Source organism: Egicoccus sp. AB-alg2, from assembly GCF_041821065.1.
Lineage (GTDB): Bacteria > Actinomycetota > Nitriliruptoria > Nitriliruptorales > Nitriliruptoraceae > Egicoccus.
In genome coordinates, this window is the sequence record NZ_JBGUAX010000004.1 from 191910 (window position 1) to 211635 (window position 19726).

At 72.1% G+C, this 19726-nt stretch carries 18 protein-coding genes; 14 read left to right on the plus strand and 4 right to left on the minus strand.

All coding sequences use genetic code 11. From position 1 onward, the window contains the following. The first annotated feature begins 7 nt into the window (after nt 1-7). Nucleotides 8-1183: an ABC transporter ATP-binding protein gene (locus ACERM0_RS08445; RefSeq protein ID WP_373678134.1), complete on the plus strand. Its 1176-nt coding sequence runs from the start codon at nt 8-10 to the stop codon at nt 1181-1183. A 26-nt stretch (nt 1184-1209) separates the two neighbouring features. Here ACERM0_RS08445 and ACERM0_RS08450 read toward each other — a convergent pair whose 3' ends face one another. Further along, nucleotides 1210-2430 carry a cytochrome P450 gene (locus tag ACERM0_RS08450; RefSeq protein WP_373678135.1) on the minus strand — a complete coding sequence of 407 codons (1221 nt, stop codon included), beginning with the start codon at nt 2428-2430 and terminating at the stop codon, nt 1210-1212. Nucleotides 2431-2584: 154 nt separating this feature from the next. Here ACERM0_RS08450 and ACERM0_RS08455 point away from each other — a divergent pair, with 154 nt between their 5' ends. The 3 genes from ACERM0_RS08455 to ACERM0_RS08465 all read left to right on the plus strand — a co-directional run bounded on the left by ACERM0_RS08455 (nt 2585) and on the right by ACERM0_RS08465 (nt 7573). Then, complete coding sequence (locus ACERM0_RS08455; RefSeq protein WP_373678136.1) at nt 2585-3745, plus strand: MFS transporter; 1161 nt, start codon at nt 2585-2587, stop codon at nt 3743-3745. After that, complete coding sequence (locus tag ACERM0_RS08460) at nt 3742-6042, plus strand: 2-hydroxyacyl-CoA dehydratase (RefSeq protein WP_373678137.1); 2301 nt, start codon at nt 3742-3744, stop codon at nt 6040-6042. Before ACERM0_RS08455 ends, ACERM0_RS08460 begins: the two co-directional genes overlap by 4 nt. 100 nt (nt 6043-6142) lie before the next feature. Then, nucleotides 6143-7573 (plus strand): hypothetical protein, encoded by a 1431-nt coding sequence (locus ACERM0_RS08465; protein ID WP_373678138.1) that lies wholly within the window; start codon nt 6143-6145, stop codon nt 7571-7573. A gap of 62 nt (nt 7574-7635) precedes the next feature. On the opposite strand, the gene ACERM0_RS08470 is transcribed toward ACERM0_RS08465, so the two are convergent. The 3 genes from ACERM0_RS08470 to ACERM0_RS08480 all read right to left on the minus strand — a co-directional run bounded on the left by ACERM0_RS08470 (nt 7636) and on the right by ACERM0_RS08480 (nt 10891). Beyond that, nucleotides 7636-8832: a cytochrome P450 gene (locus ACERM0_RS08470; protein ID WP_373678139.1), complete on the minus strand. Its 1197-nt coding sequence runs from the start codon at nt 8830-8832 to the stop codon at nt 7636-7638. Between the two features lie 86 nt (nt 8833-8918). Beyond that, complete coding sequence (pobA, locus tag ACERM0_RS08475; protein WP_373678140.1) at nt 8919-10103, minus strand: 4-hydroxybenzoate 3-monooxygenase; 1185 nt, start codon at nt 10101-10103, stop codon at nt 8919-8921. 26 nt (nt 10104-10129) lie between these two features. After that, the gene (locus tag ACERM0_RS08480; RefSeq protein WP_373678141.1) at nt 10130-10891 is read right to left on the minus strand and encodes an IclR family transcriptional regulator C-terminal domain-containing protein; all 762 of its coding nucleotides are present in this window, start codon (nt 10889-10891) and stop codon (nt 10130-10132) included. A 154-nt stretch (nt 10892-11045) separates the two neighbouring features. Here ACERM0_RS08480 and pcaC point away from each other — a divergent pair, with 154 nt between their 5' ends. The 10 genes from pcaC to ACERM0_RS08530 all read left to right on the plus strand — a co-directional run bounded on the left by pcaC (nt 11046) and on the right by ACERM0_RS08530 (nt 19677). Further along, entirely contained in the window at nt 11046-11441 is a 396-nt protein-coding gene (gene pcaC / locus ACERM0_RS08485) for a 4-carboxymuconolactone decarboxylase (RefSeq protein ID WP_373678142.1), read from the plus strand. Beyond that, nucleotides 11438-12169, plus strand: a complete 732-nt coding sequence (gene pcaH / locus ACERM0_RS08490) for a protocatechuate 3,4-dioxygenase subunit beta (protein WP_373678143.1) — start codon at nt 11438-11440, stop codon at nt 12167-12169. Before pcaC ends, pcaH begins: the two co-directional genes overlap by 4 nt. Next, nucleotides 12166-12768, plus strand: coding sequence for a protocatechuate 3,4-dioxygenase subunit alpha (pcaG, locus tag ACERM0_RS08495; RefSeq protein WP_373678144.1), 603 nt, complete (start codon nt 12166-12168; stop codon nt 12766-12768). Before pcaH ends, pcaG begins: the two co-directional genes overlap by 4 nt. 13 nt (nt 12769-12781) lie before the next feature. After that, nucleotides 12782-13621: a CoA transferase subunit A gene (locus ACERM0_RS08500; RefSeq protein WP_373678145.1), complete on the plus strand. Its 840-nt coding sequence runs from the start codon at nt 12782-12784 to the stop codon at nt 13619-13621. Then, nucleotides 13618-14388 (plus strand): CoA-transferase subunit beta, encoded by a 771-nt coding sequence (locus tag ACERM0_RS08505; RefSeq protein ID WP_373678146.1) that lies wholly within the window; start codon nt 13618-13620, stop codon nt 14386-14388. Before ACERM0_RS08500 ends, ACERM0_RS08505 begins: the two co-directional genes overlap by 4 nt. Beyond that, complete coding sequence (locus tag ACERM0_RS08510; RefSeq protein WP_373678147.1) at nt 14375-15754, plus strand: lyase family protein; 1380 nt, start codon at nt 14375-14377, stop codon at nt 15752-15754. The genes ACERM0_RS08505 and ACERM0_RS08510 overlap by 14 nt, the downstream gene beginning before the upstream one ends. After that, the gene (gene pcaD / locus ACERM0_RS08515; RefSeq protein ID WP_373678148.1) at nt 15751-16569 is read left to right on the plus strand and encodes a 3-oxoadipate enol-lactonase; all 819 of its coding nucleotides are present in this window, start codon (nt 15751-15753) and stop codon (nt 16567-16569) included. The genes ACERM0_RS08510 and pcaD overlap by 4 nt, the downstream gene beginning before the upstream one ends. Next, entirely contained in the window at nt 16562-17776 is a 1215-nt protein-coding gene (locus tag ACERM0_RS08520) for an acetyl-CoA C-acetyltransferase (protein ID WP_373678149.1), read from the plus strand. The genes pcaD and ACERM0_RS08520 overlap by 8 nt, the downstream gene beginning before the upstream one ends. Before the next feature lie 34 nt (nt 17777-17810). Beyond that, nucleotides 17811-18233, plus strand: a complete 423-nt coding sequence (locus ACERM0_RS08525; protein WP_373678150.1) for a universal stress protein — start codon at nt 17811-17813, stop codon at nt 18231-18233. A 334-nt stretch (nt 18234-18567) separates the two neighbouring features. Then, nucleotides 18568-19677, plus strand: coding sequence for a TRAP transporter substrate-binding protein (locus tag ACERM0_RS08530; protein ID WP_373678151.1), 1110 nt, complete (start codon nt 18568-18570; stop codon nt 19675-19677). The last annotated feature ends 49 nt before the right edge of the window (nt 19678-19726 follow it).

The following is a 19726-nucleotide window of genomic DNA, read 5'->3' on the forward strand; positions in this document are numbered from 1 at the left end:
AGCGACCATGACCCACGACACCGACGACGTCCACCTCGACGGGGCACCGGCCGCCGGCGAGGACGCGCCGGTCGTTCGTGTCCGCGGACTGACCAAGCGGTTCCAGCGCGCCGACGGCTCGATCGTGAACGCCATCGACGGCGTCGACCTCGACGTCGCGCCCGGCGACTTCATCGTGCTCCTCGGCCCCAGCGGCTGCGGGAAGACCACCCTGCTGCGCAGCATCGCCGGTCTCGAGCGCCCGGACGGCGGCGAGATCAAGATCCACGGCCGGATGAACTTCTCCGGCGCGTCGGGCATCGAGGTGCCGCCCGAGCGCCGCGAACTGAGCATGATCTTCCAGTCCTACGCCCTGTGGCCGCACATGACCGCGTTCCAGAACGTCGCCTACCCGCTCGAGAGCAAGCGCGGCGGCAAGGTCGGCAAGGACGAGATCGCCCGGCGCGTCCGTCGTGTGCTCGAACTGGTCGGCATCCCCGAACTCGAACGGCAGTACCCCAACCAGATGAGTGGCGGTCAGCAGCAGCGCGTCGCCCTGGCCCGCGCACTGGTCAACGGTGACGGCCTGGTGCTGTTCGACGAGCCGCTGTCCAACGTCGACGCCAAGGTGCGCGAACAGCTGCGCGTCGAGCTCGTGACGATGCAGCGCGAGCTCGGCTTCTCGGCCGTGTTCGTCACCCACGACCAGGTCGAGGCGATGGAGCTTGCGCACCGCATCGCGGTGCTGCGCAACGGCCGCGTCGAGCAGTTCGCGCCGCCGCGGGAGGTCTACGAACGCCCGTCGACCCGGTACGTGGCCAACTTCATCGGCACGACCAACGAGCTGGTCGGCACCCTGCGCGAGCGTTCGGCCGACGAGGTCGTGGTCGAGACCGCGCTCGGCGCGGTCGTCGGCGTCCCCTCGCCCACGTCGCTGGACGCCGGCACCGAGGTGGCGGCGCTGTGGCGTCCGGAACGCTGCCGACTCACCCTGGAGGAGCCCGACACGGTCAACCGTTGGCGGGCACGGGTGCAGGCGTCGATGTTCGTCGGCTCCCACACCGAGTACCTGGTGCAGGTCGGCGACCGGCGGTTCCGGACCTGGAGCGCGGACTCGGACTCGTGGCAGTCCGACACCGACGTGTGGCTGTCCGTCGCCCCGCAGCACGTCCGCGTGCTGGACGCGGGGACGCCCGCGGCCTGAGTTGCTCCGGCCGCGGCCTGGGCGGGTTAGGTCGCGGCGCGGGCGACGAAGCGCATCGGCACGGAGTTGGTGCCCCATTCGGCCCACTTGGCCATCACGATCTCGCCGTTGCGCTCGAAGTGGGAGCTGCGGCGCAGCGCCTCCTCGAGGGTGATGGTGAACATCATCCGCGCCAGGGGCGCGCCCGGGCAGGTGTGGGTGCCGGCACCGAATGCGATGTGGTCCTTGAGGTTCGGACGGTGCAGGCGGAACTCCTCGCCGTCCTCGAACACGGCCTCGTCGCGGTTGGCCGACGTGTAGACCAGCGAGATCGGTTCGTCCTTGCGGATCAGGGTGTCGCCGATCACGACGTCCTCGCGCGAGGTCCGTGCCATGCCCCGGTAGGGCGTGTACAGGCGCAGGAACTCCTCCACGGCGGCCGGCACCAGACTCAGGTCTTCACGTAGCTGACGCTGCAATTCGAGGTCCTGTGCGAGGTGGACGAACATCGTGCCGATGAAGACGCTGGGGGCCACCATGCCGGTGACCAGCAGCTGGCGGACACAGCCGAGCACCAGGTCGGGGGGCAGGGGCTCGCCTTCGAACTCGCCGGCGAGCAGCGCCGTCGTGAGGTCGTCGGCCGGGTCCATGGGCGCGCGACGACGTTCCTCGATCACCTCGGCGGCGATCTCGTACAGGCGGCGGCTGAGCCGCTTCACCTGCTCGTCGTCGACGACCTGGATGGCGGCGACGTAGGCGGCGCTGACCTCCTTGATCAGCTCCGACAGCTCACGCGGCAGGTTGAAGAACGCGGCGAACACGTGCGCCGGGAACTTCTGGGCGTAGTCGACGGCGATGTCGAAAGTCTCGCCCTGGATCAGCCGGTCGAGCAGGTCGACGGCGAAGGTGCGGACGACGGGTTCGAGCTGGGCCATCTTCTCGCGGGTGAAGAACCGATTGATGATGCGCCGGTAGGCGGTGTGCTCCGGCGGGTCGAAGTGCAGCGGTGGCCGTCGCCCAGTGAAGGCGAACTTCGGGACCGTGTTCTGCACCGACGTCGTGAACCCGTCCACGTCGCGCAGGACGCGCGTGACGTCCTCGTAGCGGAGCAGCGCCCAGAAGCCGTCGTAGCTCTGACTGCGGGCGACCGGGCAGGTCCGCCGCATCTCCCGGTAGAGCTTGTGCGCGCTGGTGAACGTCTCGGGGGCGAGTGGGTCGAGGTCGTGCCGCTCCCGTGCCCGGTCCGCGCTGCCATTGGTGTTCGTCATCGCGAGTCTCCCGCCTCGACCACCGATCATAAAGCAAAAACTTGACGGGGGTCCACTTTTGTGTCAAAGATTTCGGTCGCGGGAGTGGCGGGAGGCGAGGTTGCAGCGACACGGGCGTGGTGGTGTCGCCGGGCGTTCCCCGCTGCCGGTGAGCATGCTGGTGTCGATTAGCGGCGCGGCGCCGGCCATTGCGGTCCCGGCGCTCTACCCACGCATCGTCGTCGACCTGCCCGGCCTCACCCCGCAGCTGCTCGGCATCGCCACGACGGCGTTCTTCGCGCTCTCCTCGGTGACGGCCCCGCTCGGCGGGCGGCTGGCCGACCGCCTCGGTGGCGGCCGCGGCGTGCAGGTGTCGGCGGCCGGTTCGCTGCTCGTGCTCGTTGCGATCGCCGTGGCCCCCACCCCGGCCGCCCTGCTCGCGGCGATGACGGCCGCGGGCGTGGTCCACGGCTTCGGGCTCACGGTCTCGTCCCTGGCATTGAGCTCGGCCCTGTCCGGCGCGAGTGCGGCCACGCAGTTCGGTATCAAACAGAGCTCGATCCCTATGGCGTCGCTGCTCGCGGGGGCCGGATTGTCGCTCGCCGCCGGGGTCTCGTGGCGGGTGGTGCTGAGCGCCTTCGTCGTCTTCCCGGCCGCCGCGTGGGGGCTGCGTCCGCCGCCCGAGGTCGGTGGACGGCTGGCCGTCGGTGCCGCTCCACCGTCGCGCCATGTGTTGAACGCCCGCCTCGTGCGGCTGCTGGCCGTCGCCGCGCTCGCCGGGTTCGGGGTCTCGAGCCTGGCCACCTTCGGCGTGCTGAGCCTCGTGCGCAGCGGCTGGTCCGAGGCCGCCGCCGGCACCATCTACGCCACGGCGGCCGTGGTCTCGCTATGTTCGCGGGTCCTCGTCGGCGCCGTCGCGGACCGACGTGGGGACTCCGCGATCGCCATCGCCGGGGCGCTGCTGCTCGCCGGTGCGGTGGGTTTCGGGCTGCTCGGGGCCGGTGGCCGGGCCGCGGCGGTCGTCGGTCTGCTGCTCGCCTACGGGCTCGGCTGGAGCTACACGGGGTTGATGATGTTCGCGGTCGCACGTGCGAACCCCGGACGTGTCGCCCGCGCGACCGGCTGGCTCCAGGCCGGTGCGGCGGTCGGCATCAGCGCGGGTCCGGCGTTGTTCGGGTTGGTCGAGAAGACGGCAGACCCGGGTGCTGCGTGGTGGACGATGGCCGCCTGCAGCGGCCTCGCCGGCCTGCTCGCGATCCTGAGACGGGGACGGGGTGTTGCCGGCCGGGCCGACGCCAGCGTCGTCGCCGACCCGACACGGGCTGAGCGCCGATGACGTCGCCGTCCCCCGTCACCGTGCCGGAGCCCGACCTCCCCGTCGTCGCGGTCGTGGGCGAACGGCTTCCCCGCGCTCTGCCCGTCGCCGCCGGCGTGACGCCACTCGAGGTCCTCGGCGGGCCGTCGCTCGCCGGAGGATGGGCGGCTGCTGCGACCGCACGGTCCGCGCCGACCCTCCCCGACGCCGAGGCGGTCGTCGACCACCTGCTGGGACTGGCCGACGCCGGCGACGTTGCCGGACTGCTGCTCGGCCACGGCCCCGCCCCGATGCCACGGGCGTTCGCGATCCTGCGCGAGCTCGCGCGTCGGGAGCCCGGCCGGCTGCCGCCCCTGCACTTCCTCGACCTGCTGACGCTGCCGCACCCGACGACCACGCACTACAACCGGCGCCGACTGCAGGCGGCGGGCGCCTGGCTCGGGACCCTCACGGGCGTCCGTCCGACCGACACGGCCCTGGCCCGGGCCATCGAGCAGGAGACGGCCGAGGCCGGCGCGCTCGCGGCCCGCGACGCCGCCCGCTCCAGGGACGATGTCGGGGCGCCGGACGCGACGCGGGTGTTCCTCTCGGGCGCGCCGTTCGGCCCCCGGCTCCTCGACGACCTGGCCCGGCTCGGCTACCGGGTCGTCGGGGACGAGCCGACGGCCGCGACCCTGAGAATGTTCGCCGGCGGGGGCGACGGCGTGTCCGATCCGTGGGAGGTGCTGGCCCGCCGCTGGCAGCTCGCCGACTCCCCGTCCGGGCGCACGGCGGGCCGGTCCCGGGCCCTGTGGCTGGCCGACATCGCCCGAGATCGTGACAGCCACCTGCTGGTGCACGTGACGTCGCCGGTCGACGAGTCGGGACCGTGGCTGGTGCCCTGGCTGGTCGACGCGCTCGCCGGCACCGCGACGTCCGTGGTCGTCCTCCACCTCGACGACGTCGCCGGAGGCGTGGACGCCGAGGCGGCCGGGCAACTCGAGGCCGCCGCGCGCGGCAACGGCAGCCCGCCGGTCGTCGGTTGGGCCCCTGCACCCGTCCGGCGCGCGCCGGGCCGACGTCGTCGGGCCGTGCTGGCCAGCGGCGAGGACGCCGGGACCCATCAGCGGCAGTGGTTCGCCGACCTGCGGCGGCGGGTGGAGGACGGCGATCCCTTCGTGGTCGTCGGCGCGGACGCACCGCAGGAGATCCTGCGGGCGATGGATGTGCCGTACGTGGTCACGCAGTGGTGGTCGTCGATCGTCGCGGCGAAGCAGGCGACGGGACGCTACGCCCGGGCTCTGGCCGCCCGCGGCTACCCGACCGACGTCGAGCCCTACAGCGCGCAGGGCTTGGCGGCCGCGGTCGTCGGACCCGACGACGAGGCGCCGTGGGGCGGGCTGCCGACACCCGACGTCGTCGAGGCCACCCTGGGGACTCCGGCCACCTACGACCTCTACGACGCCTGGGCGGGGGAGACGGGCGCGGAGTTCCTGGCCTTCGAGCGCTCCACCGACGTGCGGGGGTCGGTCGACGAGCCGTGGTGGGACCTGCTACCGCACCACTGGTACGACGTCCTCGAGCCGGTCCGGCTCGACCTGCTCGAGGGGGAGCTCCGCGCGGCCGTCGGTCGGCTCGAGCGACGGACGGGCCGGCGGTTCGACCCGGACCGTCTCCGGGCGGTCATGGATCTCGTCAACGAGCAGGCCGAGCACTACCGGGCGACACGCGACCTGATCGCCCGCACCAGGCCGGCGCCGGTGTCGGTCGCAGACACCATGCCCGCGACGATGGTGCCCCAGTGGCACCGGGGGTCGACGTGGGGACGCGACGCCGCCGCCGCTCTTCACGAAGAGGTCCGCGCCCGCGTCGAGGCGGGGCAGGTGGCCTGTGACGGCGAGCGGCTGCGCCTGCTGTGGGCGGGGCGCGGGCTGTGGGGTGACCTCGGCTTCTACCAGCAGCTCGAGGCCAGCCACGGTGCCGTCTTCGTGTGGTCCATGTACCTCGGTCTCGCCGCCGACGGCTACCTGCGCTACGTCGGCGACCACGATCCGCTGCGCGCCCTGGCGGCCCGCTTCCTCACGATGGGTGACGAGCTGCGCTTGCCGGGGTGGGCCGGCCCGTGGCACGTGAAGGAGGCGCGCACGCACGGCGTCGACGGTGCCGTGGCGATCGACGACGCCGATCCGTTCGTCGTGGCCGACCTACGAGCGGCGGGCATCCCGACGCTGCAGCTTCCGGTCGACAACATGGGCTCGACCAACGCCCCCGCCGTCACCGCCGCGCTCACGCGGTTCGTCGAGGACCTCGCCACTGGCGAGCACGACCCCTACCTCTAGGGGGTGGGCCGAGACCTGAGAGCACGGCCCGGGAGCGAGAGCCGGGAGCACGACCTGGAGCAAGACCTGGAGCGGGGCCGGGAACACGGATGGGAGAGCCATGGGAACGCACGTCGAACACCCCTCGATCTTCGGACGCCTACGCGTCGCCCTGACGGCGGGCATCGCCGTCGCGCTCGCACTGATACCGCTCGCGGTCGCCGCGCCGGCCAGCGCGCAGACCGCCTCGGAATCCGGCGTCGCGGGCGTCCTGCCGGACGGAACCCGCTACGGGTTCATCCGTCCGCCCGACTGGAACGGCACGCTGCTGCTCGACCCGGACTTCATGGGCTTCGTGGGTGGCAGCGTCCCACCCACGCCGACCGGTGCGAACCGGTGGCTGCTCGACGCGGGGTACGCGATCGGTGGGACGAGCCGACTGCCGACTCTCGATCGCGTGCAGTCGAGCGTGGCCGCGCTGCTGTCGGCGGCGGACCTCTTCACCGAGGAGTTCGGGGCGCCACGGCGAACCGTCGTCACCGGAAGCTCGCTCGGCGGGTTCACGGCGCGAGCTGCGGTCGAGGCCGCTCCCGAGCGTGTGGACGGGACCGTCGCGTTCTGTGGCGGCGGTGCCGGTGTCGTGGCCGGCTGGAACCAGAAGCTCGACGCAGCCTTCGTCGCCAAGACGCTGCTCGCCGACGGTGACGACGGCCTCGAGTTGGTCGGGATCGGCAACGCCAACGCGGCCACCGCCGCCTGGAACGCGCTGGTCGAGGAGGCCGCCTCGACCCCCGAGGGACGCGCCCGGCTCGCCCTGGCGGCCGCCGTTGGACAGATGGCGACGTTCGCCGACCCGGCGATGCCACAGCCGGAGGCCCGCGACTTCGACCTCCAGCTCGAGCACCAGATCGCCACCTTCCAGCTCTTCGTGCGGCCCAGCATCCGGGCCACGATCGAGTCGGTTGCCGGCGGCAACATCTCGTGGAACCACGGGGTCGACTACCGACAGGCACTGGCCCGTTCCGGCGGACGACCGCTGGTCGACCGCGTCTACCGAGCGGCCGGACTCGACCTGAACGCCGATCTCGACGTCCTGGCCGAGGCGCCCCGTGTGGCTGCGGATCCGGATGCGGTCGCCTGGGCCGAGGACAACGTCGCCTACACCGGGGACACCGGGGGTCGTCCCGTCCTGACGCTCCACACGGCCGGTGACCGTTCCGAGTCCACGGCATTCGACGACGCCTACGCCCAGGCGTTCCGTGCCGCCGGCGCCAACGCCCTGCTCCGTCAGGCGTGGGTCGAACGGGCCGGACACTGCAGCTTCACCCAGGCCGAGCGTCTGGCTGCGGTGCTGACGCTCGTCGAGCGGATCGAGACGGGGCGGTGGGCCGCTGCTGCGAGCCCGTCCGGATTGAACGACCTGGCGGCGCGGCTCGACGCCGGCTCGCCGCTGGATTTGGGCACGGCCGCGTTCTTCCGCCCTGCGCCGCAGCAGTTCCTGCGGCCGTGGGACGGCAGGCACATCGGTGGCTACGTGCCCTGGGTGAACTGAACCCGGCCGCTTGGTGACGCGGCGGCTGTCGACCTCTTCGTCGACAGCCGCCGCGCGGTCGGTCAGGCCGGTTCGACGCGGAGCGGCACGCCGAGGGTGCCCCACTCGGGCCAGCGGGTCATCGTCACCTCGCCGTCGAGTTCGATGCTCCGGGTGGTCGTGAGCAGCTCCTCGAGCGCGGTCTGCAGCATCAGGCGTGCCAGCGACTCGCCGGCACACCGGTGGGGTCCCAGCCCGAAGGCGATGTGCCGGTCGATGTTCGGACGGTTCAGCACGAACATGTCCGGGTCGTCGAACACGTCCTCGTCACGGTTGGCCGAGGCGTAGACGAGCGCTATCGGTTCGCCCGGCTCGATGGTGCGGCCGCGGACGGTCACCTGACGGGTCGCCGTGCGTGCGAAGCCCCGGTAGGGCGTGAACAACCGCAGGTACTCCTCGATCGCGGCCGGCAGCAGCGCGCGGTCCTCGCGCAGCTGCTGCTGCAGCTCAGGGTGCTGGGCCAGGTGGGCGAACATGGTGCCGATAAAGACGCTCGGCGCGATCATGCCGACGACGATCATCTGCCGGATCGTCCCGAGCACCAGGTCGGACGGCAGCGGTTCGCCCTGCCACTCCTTGGCGAGCAGGGCGCTCGTCAGGTCCTCGTCGATCGGCAGTGGCTGTTCGGTGCGCATGCGGATGATCTCGCGCGCGATCTCGTACAGCTCGATGCTCGTGGACTTAACGAGCTCGTCGCGTGCCTCCTGCAGTGCCCGGTTGTAGCGGGCGGTGACCTCGCGGATCTGCAGGCCGAGGTCGACCGGCAGCCGGAAGAACTCGGCGAACACGTGGCCCGGGTAGCGGTGCGTAAAGGCGTCGCACAGGTCGCCGCCGCCGGCGGCGACGTACGGGGCCAGCAGTTCGGCGGCGATGCGCTGGACCGTCGGCTCGAACCGGCGCACCTGCTCGGGGGTGAAGAACCGGTTGATGACCTGACGGTAGGGGGTGTGCTCCGGCGGGTCGAGGTGCAGCGGAGGGCGCCGACCGGTGAACGCGACCTTGGGGACGACGTTCTGGACCGAAGTGATGTAGGTCTCCGGTGCGGTCAAGGCCGCGACGACGTCGTCGTGCCGGAGCATCGCCCAAAAGCCGCCGAACGCGTCGCTGTGCGCGACCGGGCAGGTCTGCCGCAGCCGGGCGAACTCCTCGTGTGCCGAGGTCAGGTCCTCGGGCGCCAGCGGATCGAGCTCGCTGGGGCCGGCGTCGGCGGGCATCACCATGTGCGTTCTCCCTCGACCGCCAGATACGCGTCAATCACGTGACGGCCAATACGATTCTGCCACAGTTTTCCGACGCCGGCCAGCAGTCAGATCGGGAGCCCGACGTAGTTCTCGGCGAGGTTGGCGCGTGCCACCTCGAGGTCCTCGAGCAGTTCGAGCTCGGCCTGCTGGAGTTGGAAGTCGAACGCGTCGGTGTCGGGGAACCGGTGCATGACGGTGGTCATCCACCAGGAGAACCGCACGGCCTTCCACACCCGCCGCAGCGCGGTGGCGGAGTACTCGTCCAGGCCGGTGGTGGTGCCCGAGGCGTAGTGGTCGACCAGCGCCCGCCAGAGGTAGACCACGTCGCTCATGGCCAGGTTCAGGCCCTTGGCGCCCGTGGGCGGCACGATGTGGGCGGCGTCGCCCGCCAGCAGCAGCCGGCCGTAGCGCATCGGTTCGGCGACGAAGCTGCGTAGGGGGGCGATCGACTTCTCGATCGACGGGCCGGTCACCAGCTTCTCGGTCGTCTCCTGCGGGAGTCGGGCGACGAGCTCGGACCAGAAGCGGTCGTCTGACCAGTCGTCGGGGGAGTCCTCGAGCGGTGCCTGGACGTAGTAGCGCGACAGGTTCTCGTTGCGCATGGAACACAGCGCGAAGCCGCGCTCGTGGTTGGCGTAGATCAACTCGTCGGACACGGGCGGCGTCCGCGACAGGATCCCGAGCCAGCCGAACGGGTAGACGCGTTCGTAGGTGGTCAGCACGTGGGCGGGGATGGCCGCACGGGACGGGCCGTGGTAGCCGTCGCAGCCGGCGATCCAGTCGGCCTCCAGCCGGTGTTCGACGCCGTCCTTGGTGTAGGTCACCACCGGCCGGTCACCGTCGACGTCGTGCAGAGCGACGTCCTCGGCCTCGAAGACGATGGCGCCGTCGTGCGCTTCGACGGCGTCGTACAGGTCGTGCTGCACCTCGGTCTGCCCGTACACCGTCACCGAGCGCCCCGTGAGGGCGGTGAAGTCGATGCGCAGTCGGCGGCCACCGAACGCGAGGTAGACGCCCTCGTGCTCGAAGCCTTCGCGATGGAGTCGCTCGCCGAGTCCCGCCTCGGTCAGGGTCTGCACGCTGCCGTGCTCCAGGACGCCGGCGCGGATGCGGGACAGGACGTAGTCGCGGCTGCGCCGCTCCAGGACGACGGATTCCACGCCGTGCCGGCGCAGCAGGTGCGACAGCAGCGACCCGGCGGGCCCGCCACCGATGATCGCGACCTGCGTGCGGTGCGTTCGCTCGCTCATGACTACCTCCAGGATCCGGCGGCCGGTCAGGTCGGACGGTTCGCCAGCGCGTGTTCGATGTCGGCCACCGCGCGCAGGAGCGCGGGCACGAACCGCTGCTGCAGTTCCTGCTTGCCGGTGCGGTTGACGTGGGTGCTCACGTTGACGGCGGCCACGGTGCGGCCGGTCGCATCCCGCAGCGGTGCCGCGATCGAGCGCACGCCGAGCTCGAGTTCCTGGTCGACCAGCGCATAGCCCCGTTCGCGGACCTCCGCCAGCCGCGCCCGTAGTGCCTCGAGACCCGTGACGGTCCGTGGGGTCGGCTCGCGACGGTCGCTGCGGTCGAAGATCGCGGCCACTTCGTCGTCGGGCAGCGCCGCGAGCAGGGCTCGCCCGAGCGAGGTGCGGTAGGCGGGGAACCGCGTGCCGAGCCCGATCGACACCGTCATCACGCGCTTCGCCGGCACGCGCGCCACGTAGACGACCTCGGTGTCGTCCAGGACGCCGACGGAGGAGGCCTCGTTGACCTGCTCGCTCAGCTTCTCCAGGTACGGCAGCGCCAACTGGGGGACGCCGAACGAGGACACGTAGGCGTAGCCGAGGTCCAGGACACGCGGGCTCAGGGCGAACCGGTCGCCGACCCGCCGCACGTAGCCGAGTTCCTCGAGGGTCATCAGGAACCGTCGGGCCGTGGCCCGGTTCAGGTCGGTGGCGCGGGCGACCTGCGCCAGGGTCTGTTCGGGGGCCTCGGCGGTGAAGCTGCGGATCACGCGCAACCCGCGCTCGAACGACCGGACCGACTCGCTCATCGGGCGCCGGGCCGGTTGACACCTCGCGAGGTGACTGCTTGCATGACGTTCGTTCCGTGAACATAGGTTCGCAGTGCGAACGCAACGCTAGCACGGCGGTCATCGACGGAACAAGGGTGACGAGGCGAGATCCGCGGGACACGAAGGCTCCACCGTGACCGACCAGCGCGCTGAGCACGGGATGCGGGTGCGACGTGCGGTCCTGGGTGACGAGCACGTGGACCGGGCCGTCGCGGCGACCACCGATCTGGACGCGCCGTTCCAGGACTACATCACCGGGGCGGCGTGGGCGGACGTCTGGGGCCGCGAGGAGCTGGATCGCCCCACCCGCAGCCTGGTGACGCTGGCCCTGCTCGCCGCACTCGGACACGAGCGCGAGTTCGAGATGCACCTGCGGGCCAGCCGCAACACGGGCGCCACCCCCGAGCAGATCCGCGAGGTGCTGCTGCACGTCGCGCTCTATGCCGGGGTCCCGGCCGCCAACACCGCGTTCGCAGCGCTCAAGCGGGTCCTGGGAGCGGGATCCGCCGACGACGAGGGAGCATCGTGAGCTCGACCGACGCCCGCTACCGCCCACGCGACGCGGGGGCGAACCCGCCGCTGGACCATCCCGACTACGGCTCGACCCGCACCCGGCATCCGAAGCAGCCGCCGGTGCCGCTCGAGCACACGTTGTCGGAGGTGACCGGGCCCGGGCCGGCGCTCGCGGACGTCCTGCCGGAGGACGCGGACCTGACGACCAACGCCGGCACCGGTGCCGAGGCGATGGGTGAGCGGATCATCGTGACCGGTCGCGTCGTCGACGAGGACGGCACACCGCAACCGAACACGCTGGTCGAGATCTGGCAGTGCAACGCGGCCGGCCGCTACATCCACGAGGGTGATCAGCATCCGGCCCCGATCGACCCCAACTTCATCGGCCGCGGCCGGTGCCTGACCGACGAGGACGGCACCTACCGGTTCCTGACCATCAAGCCGGGCGCCTATCCGTGGCGCAACCATCCCAACGCCTGGCGGCCCGCCCACATCCACTTCTCGCTCTTCGGACCGGCGCTGGTGACGCGACTGATCACTCAGATGTACTTCCCCGGCGATCCCCTCCACGAGCTCGACCCGATCATGGGCTCGATCCCGAGGGAGCACTGGCACCGGCTGATCGGCGACTACGACCACTCGATCACCCAGGAGGAGTGGGCGCTCGGCTACCGCTTCGACATCGTCCTGCGTGGTCCCGACGCGACCCCCTTCGAGGCCGGCGGCGCAGGAGCACTGGCATGAGCGCGACCGAACCGACCCCCGAGTTGCTGCCGCAGACCCCGTCGCAGACCGTCGGGCCGTTCTTCCACTACGCGCTCACCGAGGAGCCGATCGACCGTCTCGATCCCGACGGGCAGGCCGGCCAGGCGATCGTCGTGCACGGCACCGTCCGCGACGGCGCGGGCGACCTCGTGTGCGACGCGATGATCGAGGTGTGGCAGGCCGACGGCGGCGGTCGCTACCGCCACCCCGCCGACGGTCGGTCGGCCGACGTGCCGAGCTCCTTCATCGGCTTCGGCCGCGTCGCCACCGCGAAGGAGACCGGCCAGTTCGCGGTCGCGACCGTGATGCCGGGCACCGTCCCGGGACGTGACGGCACGGTGCAGGCCCCCCACCTGAACGTGCAGATCTTCGCCCGCGGCCTGCTCAGTCACCTGCACACCCGCATCTACTTCGAGGGTGCGGCCGCCAACGACGCCGACCCGGTGCTCGCCGGCATCCCGCCCGAACGGCGGCACACGCTGCTCGCCCGGCCGGACGGTGAGCAGGACGGCCTGCCCCGCTACCGGTTCGACGTGGTCCTCCAGGGCGAGGACGAGACCGTCTTCTTCGACGCCTGAGGAGCGATGCCCCATGGCCGACATCGTCTCCCTCGCCGACGCCATCGCCACGCACGTGCGCGATGGCGACACGGTCGCGATGGAAGGCTTCACACACCTCATCCCGTTCGCCGCCGGGCACGAGATCATCCGGCAGGGCCGGCGCGGCCTGACCCTGATCCGGATGACGCCGGACCTGATCTACGACCAGCTCATCGGTGCCGGCTGCGCCAGCAAGCTGGTGTTCTCGTGGGGTGGCAACCCCGGGGTGGGCTCCCTGCACCGCCTGCGCGACGCGGTCGAGCACGGCTGGCCGAACCGGCTCGAGCTCGAGGAGCACAGCCACGCGGCCATGGCCGCCGCCTTCCACGCCGGTGCCGCCGGCCTGCCGTTCGCGATGCTGCGCGGCTACGCAGGTTCCGACCTGCGGCGCGTGAATCCCAACATCCGCACGGTCACGTGCCCGTTCACCGGCGAGGAACTCGCGGCCGTGCCCGCGCACCGGCCCGACGTCAGCATCGTCCACGCCCAGCGGGCCGACCGGCAGGGCAACGTGCTCGTCGAGGGCATCGTGGGGGTGCAGAAGGAAGCCGTCCTGGCGGCCCGACGGTCGGTCGTCACAGTCGAGGAGGTCGTCGACGACCTCGCCGCACCCAGCCCGAACTCCGTCATCCTGCCGTCGTGGGCCGTCGACGCGGTGGCGGTCGCACCCCGCGGCGCCGCACCGTCGTACGCGCACGGCTACTACGACCGGGACAACGCCTTCTACCGCGCATGGGACGCGATCTCGCGAGAACGCGAGACGTTCGAGGCCTGGATCGACGAGCACGTGCTGGCGGCCGGCATGATCGGCCCGAGAGGAGCGTCGGGATGAGCGCCTACACCTCCGACGAGCTGATGACGGTCGCGGCGGCCCGCGCACTGCGCAACGACGACGTCTGCTTCGTCGGCATCGGTGCGCCGTCGGCCGCCTGCAACCTCGCCCGGCTCACCCACGCGCCCGACATCGTGCTCATCTACGAGTCGGGCACGCTGCAGACGCGGCCTGAGGTGCTCCCACTGTCCATCGGCGACGGTGAGCTGTGCGAGACCGCGTTGACCACCGTGCCGGTCGTGGAGATGTTCCAGTACTGGCTCCAGGGCGGGCGCATCTCCAAGGGTTTCCTCGGCGGCGCGCAGATCGACCGTTTCGCGAACATCAACACCACGGTCATCGGTGAGTACGACCGTCCGAAGGTGCGCCTGCCCGGCGGTGGTGGTGCGCCGGAGATCGCCGGCTCGTGTGGCGAGGTGCTGATCACGGCCAAGCACTCGCCTCGGACCTTCGTCGACGCGGTCGACTTCGTCACCTCCCTCGGGCACGGCAGCGGGCCCGACGCCCGGCGTGCGGCCGGGCTCACGACCGCCGGTCCGGTGCTGGTCATCACCGACCTGTGCCTGCTGGCACCCGACGCGCAGACCCGCGAGCTCGTGGTCACGTCACTGCACGAGGGCGTCACCCGTGAACAGGTGGCCGAGGCGACGGGCTGGCCGGTCCGCTTCGCCGACGAGGTGGCGACCACCCCGCCGCCGAGCGACGAGGAGCTCCGGGTGCTGCGCGACCTGCACGAACGCACGGAGCAGGCCCATGCCGGCAGCTGACCACGGCTGGTCCGACGGCCTGCTGGAAGCCGGTCTCGGCGACGCCGAGGTGGCCGCGGCCGTCGGTTGGCCGGCACGCGTCCGCCGGATGGTCGAGGTGGAGGCGGCGCTCGGCCGGGCGCTCGCGACCGCCGGGGTCGTGCCGGCAGAGGCCGGCGAAGCGATCGCCCGCGCGTGCGACCCGGATCGGGTGGACCTCGTCGCCCTGGCGCGGCAGGCGGCTCGGGCGCCGACGCCCGTGATCCCGCTGGTGGCCGCGCTCGTCGAGCAGGCCGACCCGCTGGCAGCGTCCTGGCTGCACCACGGCGCGACCAGCCAGGACGTGGTCGACACGGCGACGGTGCTGCAGTTGCGCGACGCCCTCGACCTCCTCGACGGTCGGCTGGCCGCGGTCGCGGAGCACGCCGCCGTCCTCGCCCGCCAGCACCGCGACACCGTGATGGCGGGGCGGACGCTCGGTCAACAGGCGGTACCGACGACCTTCGGCCTGCTCGCGGCCCGTTGGGTCGGTGCGCTCGACCGCCGTCGACAGCAGTTGGCTGCGCTCCGGCCGCGTCTGCTCGTGGTCCAGCTCGGTGGTGCGGCCGGCACCCGTGCGGTCTGGGGCGAGCGTGCCGACGCCGTCGTCGATGCGCTGGCGGACGAGCTCCGGCTGACGGTGCCGGAGCTGCCCTGGCACGCGGAGCGGGACCGCATCGCCGAACTGGCGGGCGCGCTGTCGGCGGTGGCCGCCGTCGTGGGGACGGTGGCGACCGATCTCGTGCTGCTCGCGCAGAACGAGATCGGCGAGGTCGCCGAGGGCGCGGCCGCAGGACCCGGGTCGTCGGCGATGCCGCACAAGCGCAACCCCGTGCACGCCACGGGGGCGCGCGCCGCGGCCCGCCTGGCGCAGGGCGAGGCCCAGGTGCTGCTGGCGGCAGCAGCGAACCACGAGCTCGAACGCGCCGCCGGCGCCTGGCAGGCCGAATGGGTGGCCCTGCCGTCCGCCCTGGTGCGCACGGCCGGTGCGGTCGTCCGGGTGTCCGCGGCCCTAGTCGACCTCGACGTCGACGGCTCACGGATGCGGGACAACCTCGCGGCGAACCACGGACTGACCGCGTCCGAGGCCCTGTCCACGGTGCTCGTCCCCGCCCACGGACGACGTGACGCACAGGCTCTCGCCGGTGAGCTCGCCGTACGGGCCGTCGACGAGGGACGTGCGCTGGTCGAGGTCGCCGCCGCCGACGCCCGCGTCCACGCCGCCGTTTCGCCAGAGGAGTTGGCCGCCGCGCTCGAGCCGGCCGCCGTCACCGCCCTGGCCGGACCACTCGTGGACCGCGCCCTGGCCGCCCACGACCGCATCCGGACGTCCCTGGACCCGGCATGAGCGAACGGACGATCCGGACGCCGGAAGGCGTCGACCTGCACACCCGGGTCGACGGACCGCCCGAGGCCCCGCCCCTGCTGGCGATCAATTCGCTCGGTACCGACCTGACGAGTTGGGACGCCCAGGTCGCCGACTGGTCCGAGCGGTGGCGCGTGGTGCGCTACGACCAGCGCGGCCACGGTCGCTCCGGGGTCCCGGACGGGCCCTACACGATCGATCAGCTCGGGCAGGACGCGCTCGCCGTCCTCGACGCCAACAACGTCCAGCGGGCGGACGTCTGCGGCCTGTCACTGGGCGGCGTCGTCGCCCTGTGGTTGGCGGTCCACGCGCCCGACCGCGTCGACCGGGTCGTGCTCGCCGACACGGCCGCGCGCGTGGGGACCGAGGAGGGCTGGCGGCGACGCGCCGCCGTCGTTCGCGCCCAGGGCATGGACGCGGTCGTCGACCTCGTCCTCGGACGCTTCTTCAGCCCGGACTTCCGCGCGTCGGGCGCCCCGGCACTGGCCGCGGTCGAGGCCGGACTTCGCCGTGCGGATCCCGAGGGCTATGCGGCCAGCTGCGATGCCCTGGCTGCCGCGGACCTGCGGAGTGTCGTTGGCGAGGTGACCGCACCGTGCCTGGTCGTGGTGGGCACGGCCGACGAGGCCACGCCCCCGGACGATGCCCGGGAGCTGCGAGCCCACCTCCGTGACGGCGACTACGTCGAACTGCCCGGCGCCGGGCACCTGGCCAACCTCGAGCAGCCGGTGACCTTCACCCGGCTGGTCACCGACTTCCTCTCCCGCACACACGCTCCAGGAGACCTTCATGCGTGACGCCGTCATCTGCGAACCGCTGCGGACGCCCGTCGGCCGTTTCGGGGGTGTGTTGCGAGACGTACCGGCGCAGCAGCTGGCCGCCACGGTCGTCCGCGCGCTCCTGGAGCGCACGGGTCTCGATCCCGAGGCGATCGACGACGTGGTGTTCGGGCAGGGCTATCCGGGTGGCGAGGCGCCGGCGATCGGTCGGGTCGCGGCCCTCGACGCCGGCCTGCCGGTCGAGGTGCCGGGCCTGCAGGTGGATCGCCGGTGCGGGTCCGGGTTGCAGGCGGTGGTGGACGCCGCGATGCGGGTGCAGACCGGCATCGCCGAGGTCGTGCTGGCCGGTGGCGCGGAGTCGATGAGCCAGGTCGAGTTCTACACCGACCGCATCCGCTGGGGCGTCAAGGCCGGCGGCGTCGAGCTGTCGGACCGGCTGGCCAGAGCTCGTGTCACCGCGGGCGGCGAGCATCATCCGGTGCCCGGCGGGATGTTGGAGACGGCCGAGAACCTGCGCCGTGAGCGCAGCATCGAGCGGCAGCGGCAGGACGAGCTGGCGTTGCGGTCGCACCAGCGGGCCGTCGCCGCCCAGCAGGACGGTCGCTTCGCCGAGGAGCTCGTGCCGGTCGAGATTCCCCAGCGGAAGGGTGATCCGGTCCTCGTCGACACCGACGAGCACCCGCGCGCGGACACGACCCTGGAGGCGCTGGCGAAGCTCAAGCCGATCATGGGCCGCCAGGACGAGGGTGCGACGGTCACGGCCGGCAACGCCTCGGGGCAGAACGACGGCGCTGCGGTCTGCGTCGTGACCACGCCGGAGCGGGCCGCGACGCTGGGCCTGCGGCCGCTGGCGCGGCTCGTGACCTGGGCGGTCGCGGGGGTGCCGCCGCGGACGATGGGGATCGGGCCCGTGCCCGCCACCGCCCAGGCGTTGGGGCGGGCCGGACTGTCCCTGGCCGACCTGGACGTGATCGAGTTGAACGAGGCCTTCGCCGCGCAGGTGCTGGCGGTGACCGACGAATGGAAGCTCGACCCGATCGGTGACGAGCGGTTCAACCCCAACGGTTCCGGGATCTCGCTCGGTCACCCCGTGGGTGCGACCGGGGTGCGGATCCTGACCACGTTGCTGCGCGAACTCGACCGGCGCGAGGGTCGCTACGGGCTGGAGACCATGTGCATCGGCGGTGGTCAGGGCATGGCCGCACTGTTCGAGCGGCTGTCCTGATCGGTGCCCGGCAGGTCACGGGACGAGGTGTGCCATGAAGGTACTGGTGGGGGTGCTCGACACGCCCGAGGGACGGGCGGCGGTGGACGCTGCGGCCGACGAGGTCCGACGCCGCGACGGTGAACTGCACCTCGTCGTCCACGTGGCCAGCCCGAACGATGCGCAGGCGAGCCGCAGCTTCGCGACAGACCTCGAGGCAGCACGCGCACGGGCCGAGGCCGTGGCCGGCCCGCTGCGTGCGTCGGGGCTGGTCGCGACCGTCCACGCGCCCGTCGACACGGCGACCCCCGCGGAGGCGATCCTGCAGGTCGCCGACGAGCAGGACGTCGACCTCATCGTGCTCGGGCTGCGTCGGCGGTCGCGCGTCGGGAAGCTGGTGCTCGGCAGCAACGCGCAGGACGTGCTGCTCGGTGCGCCCGTCGCGGTGCTGGCCGTGAAGGCGCCCGTCGAGGCCTGAGAAGCGGCCGTGTCGGCTCGAGTGTGCGTGCAACCGCAAACGCCCACCGGGAGCGGGCCGAGCGGTCCCGGGCAGTGAGCGGGGGACTGCCCGCCGTCGCTGCTGGCGCCGCCGTGTCCGCTGGTACGAGGTGTGTCTCAGTCAGTCGCGCAAAAGCATGACAATGGCTTGACACATGTTCATGTCAGTGCATTGAATAGGCTCGGGGACGCACTCGGGAGGCACCCCGGAAACGGACGCGGTCCACGGCCGTGTCATCGACAGGGAGAGACGAGGCATGACTGGTCTTGCGAGACGTCCGCGGGCGACGCGAGCGGTGGCGGTCCTTGCCGCCTTGGCGTTGTTCGCCGTGGGTTGTGGTGGCAACGGGGACGACGGGACGGACGTCGGCACCGACCCCGCCGCGCCCGAGGAGGAGCCGGCGACCGAGGACGCGGGTACCGACGAACCCGACGCGGCCGACGGCGAGGGCGAGGCCGCGCCGGAGGACTTCGGTGACGCGGTGACGCTCACGTTCGGGCACCCGTTCCCGCCCACCGACCCGATGCAGGTCAACGTGTGGGAGCCCTGGGTCGAGGAGGTCCGCGAGGCCACGGGTGGCACCGTGGAGATCGAGATCCACGCGGGTGGCGCGCTCGCTCCCGCGCCGCAGGTGTACGAGAACGTCGTCGCCGGCGCGCAGGACCTCGGGTGGACCATGCCGGGCTACACGCCGGGGCGCTTCCCGATCACCCAGATCATCGAGGCGCCGTTCGTCTTCGACGGCGCCGTCGAGGGCACCGAGGTCGCGACCGAGTTGTACAACGAGTTCGAGGCCTTCCAGGAGGAGTTCGGCGACGTCAAGCTGCTGTCGCTGTGGGCGATGGACACGGGCGACCTCTTCACCCGTGACACGCCGGTGGAACGGCTGGAGGACCTGCAGGGCCTGACCATCCGCAGCCCGGCACCGCTGCAGAGCCAGGCGCTCGAAGCGATGGGGGCGAACGCGGTCGGCATGCCCGGTCCCGACATCTACGACGCCGTCGAACGCGGCGTCATCGACGGTTACAAGCTCGCCAACTCCGCCACGCGGGTGTTCGACCTCGGCGCGACCACCGGCTACCGCACGATCTGCAACTGCTACACCGGCGCCTTCGTGCTGGCGATGAACCAGCAGGCCTGGGACCGGCTCTCGCCCGCCCAGCAGGACGCCCTCGAGTCGCTGACGGGCGAGGGGCTGGCCATGCGACTCGCCGAGAACCACCAGGCGGCCGCGGACGAGACCGAGGCCACCTACTGGCCGGAGAACGGCGTGGAGTCCATCGAGCTGTCCGAGGAGGAATTCGGCCGCATGCGTGAGGCGGTCCAGCCGGTCTTCGAGCAGTGGGTCCAGGAGCGCGAGGGCGAGGGCGTCCCGGGGCAGGAGATGGCCGACCGGCTGTTCGAGCTGACGGGCGCCAACTGACCACGATCCGACGAGTCGAACCAGTGACCGCGATGACGACGGGCGAGCC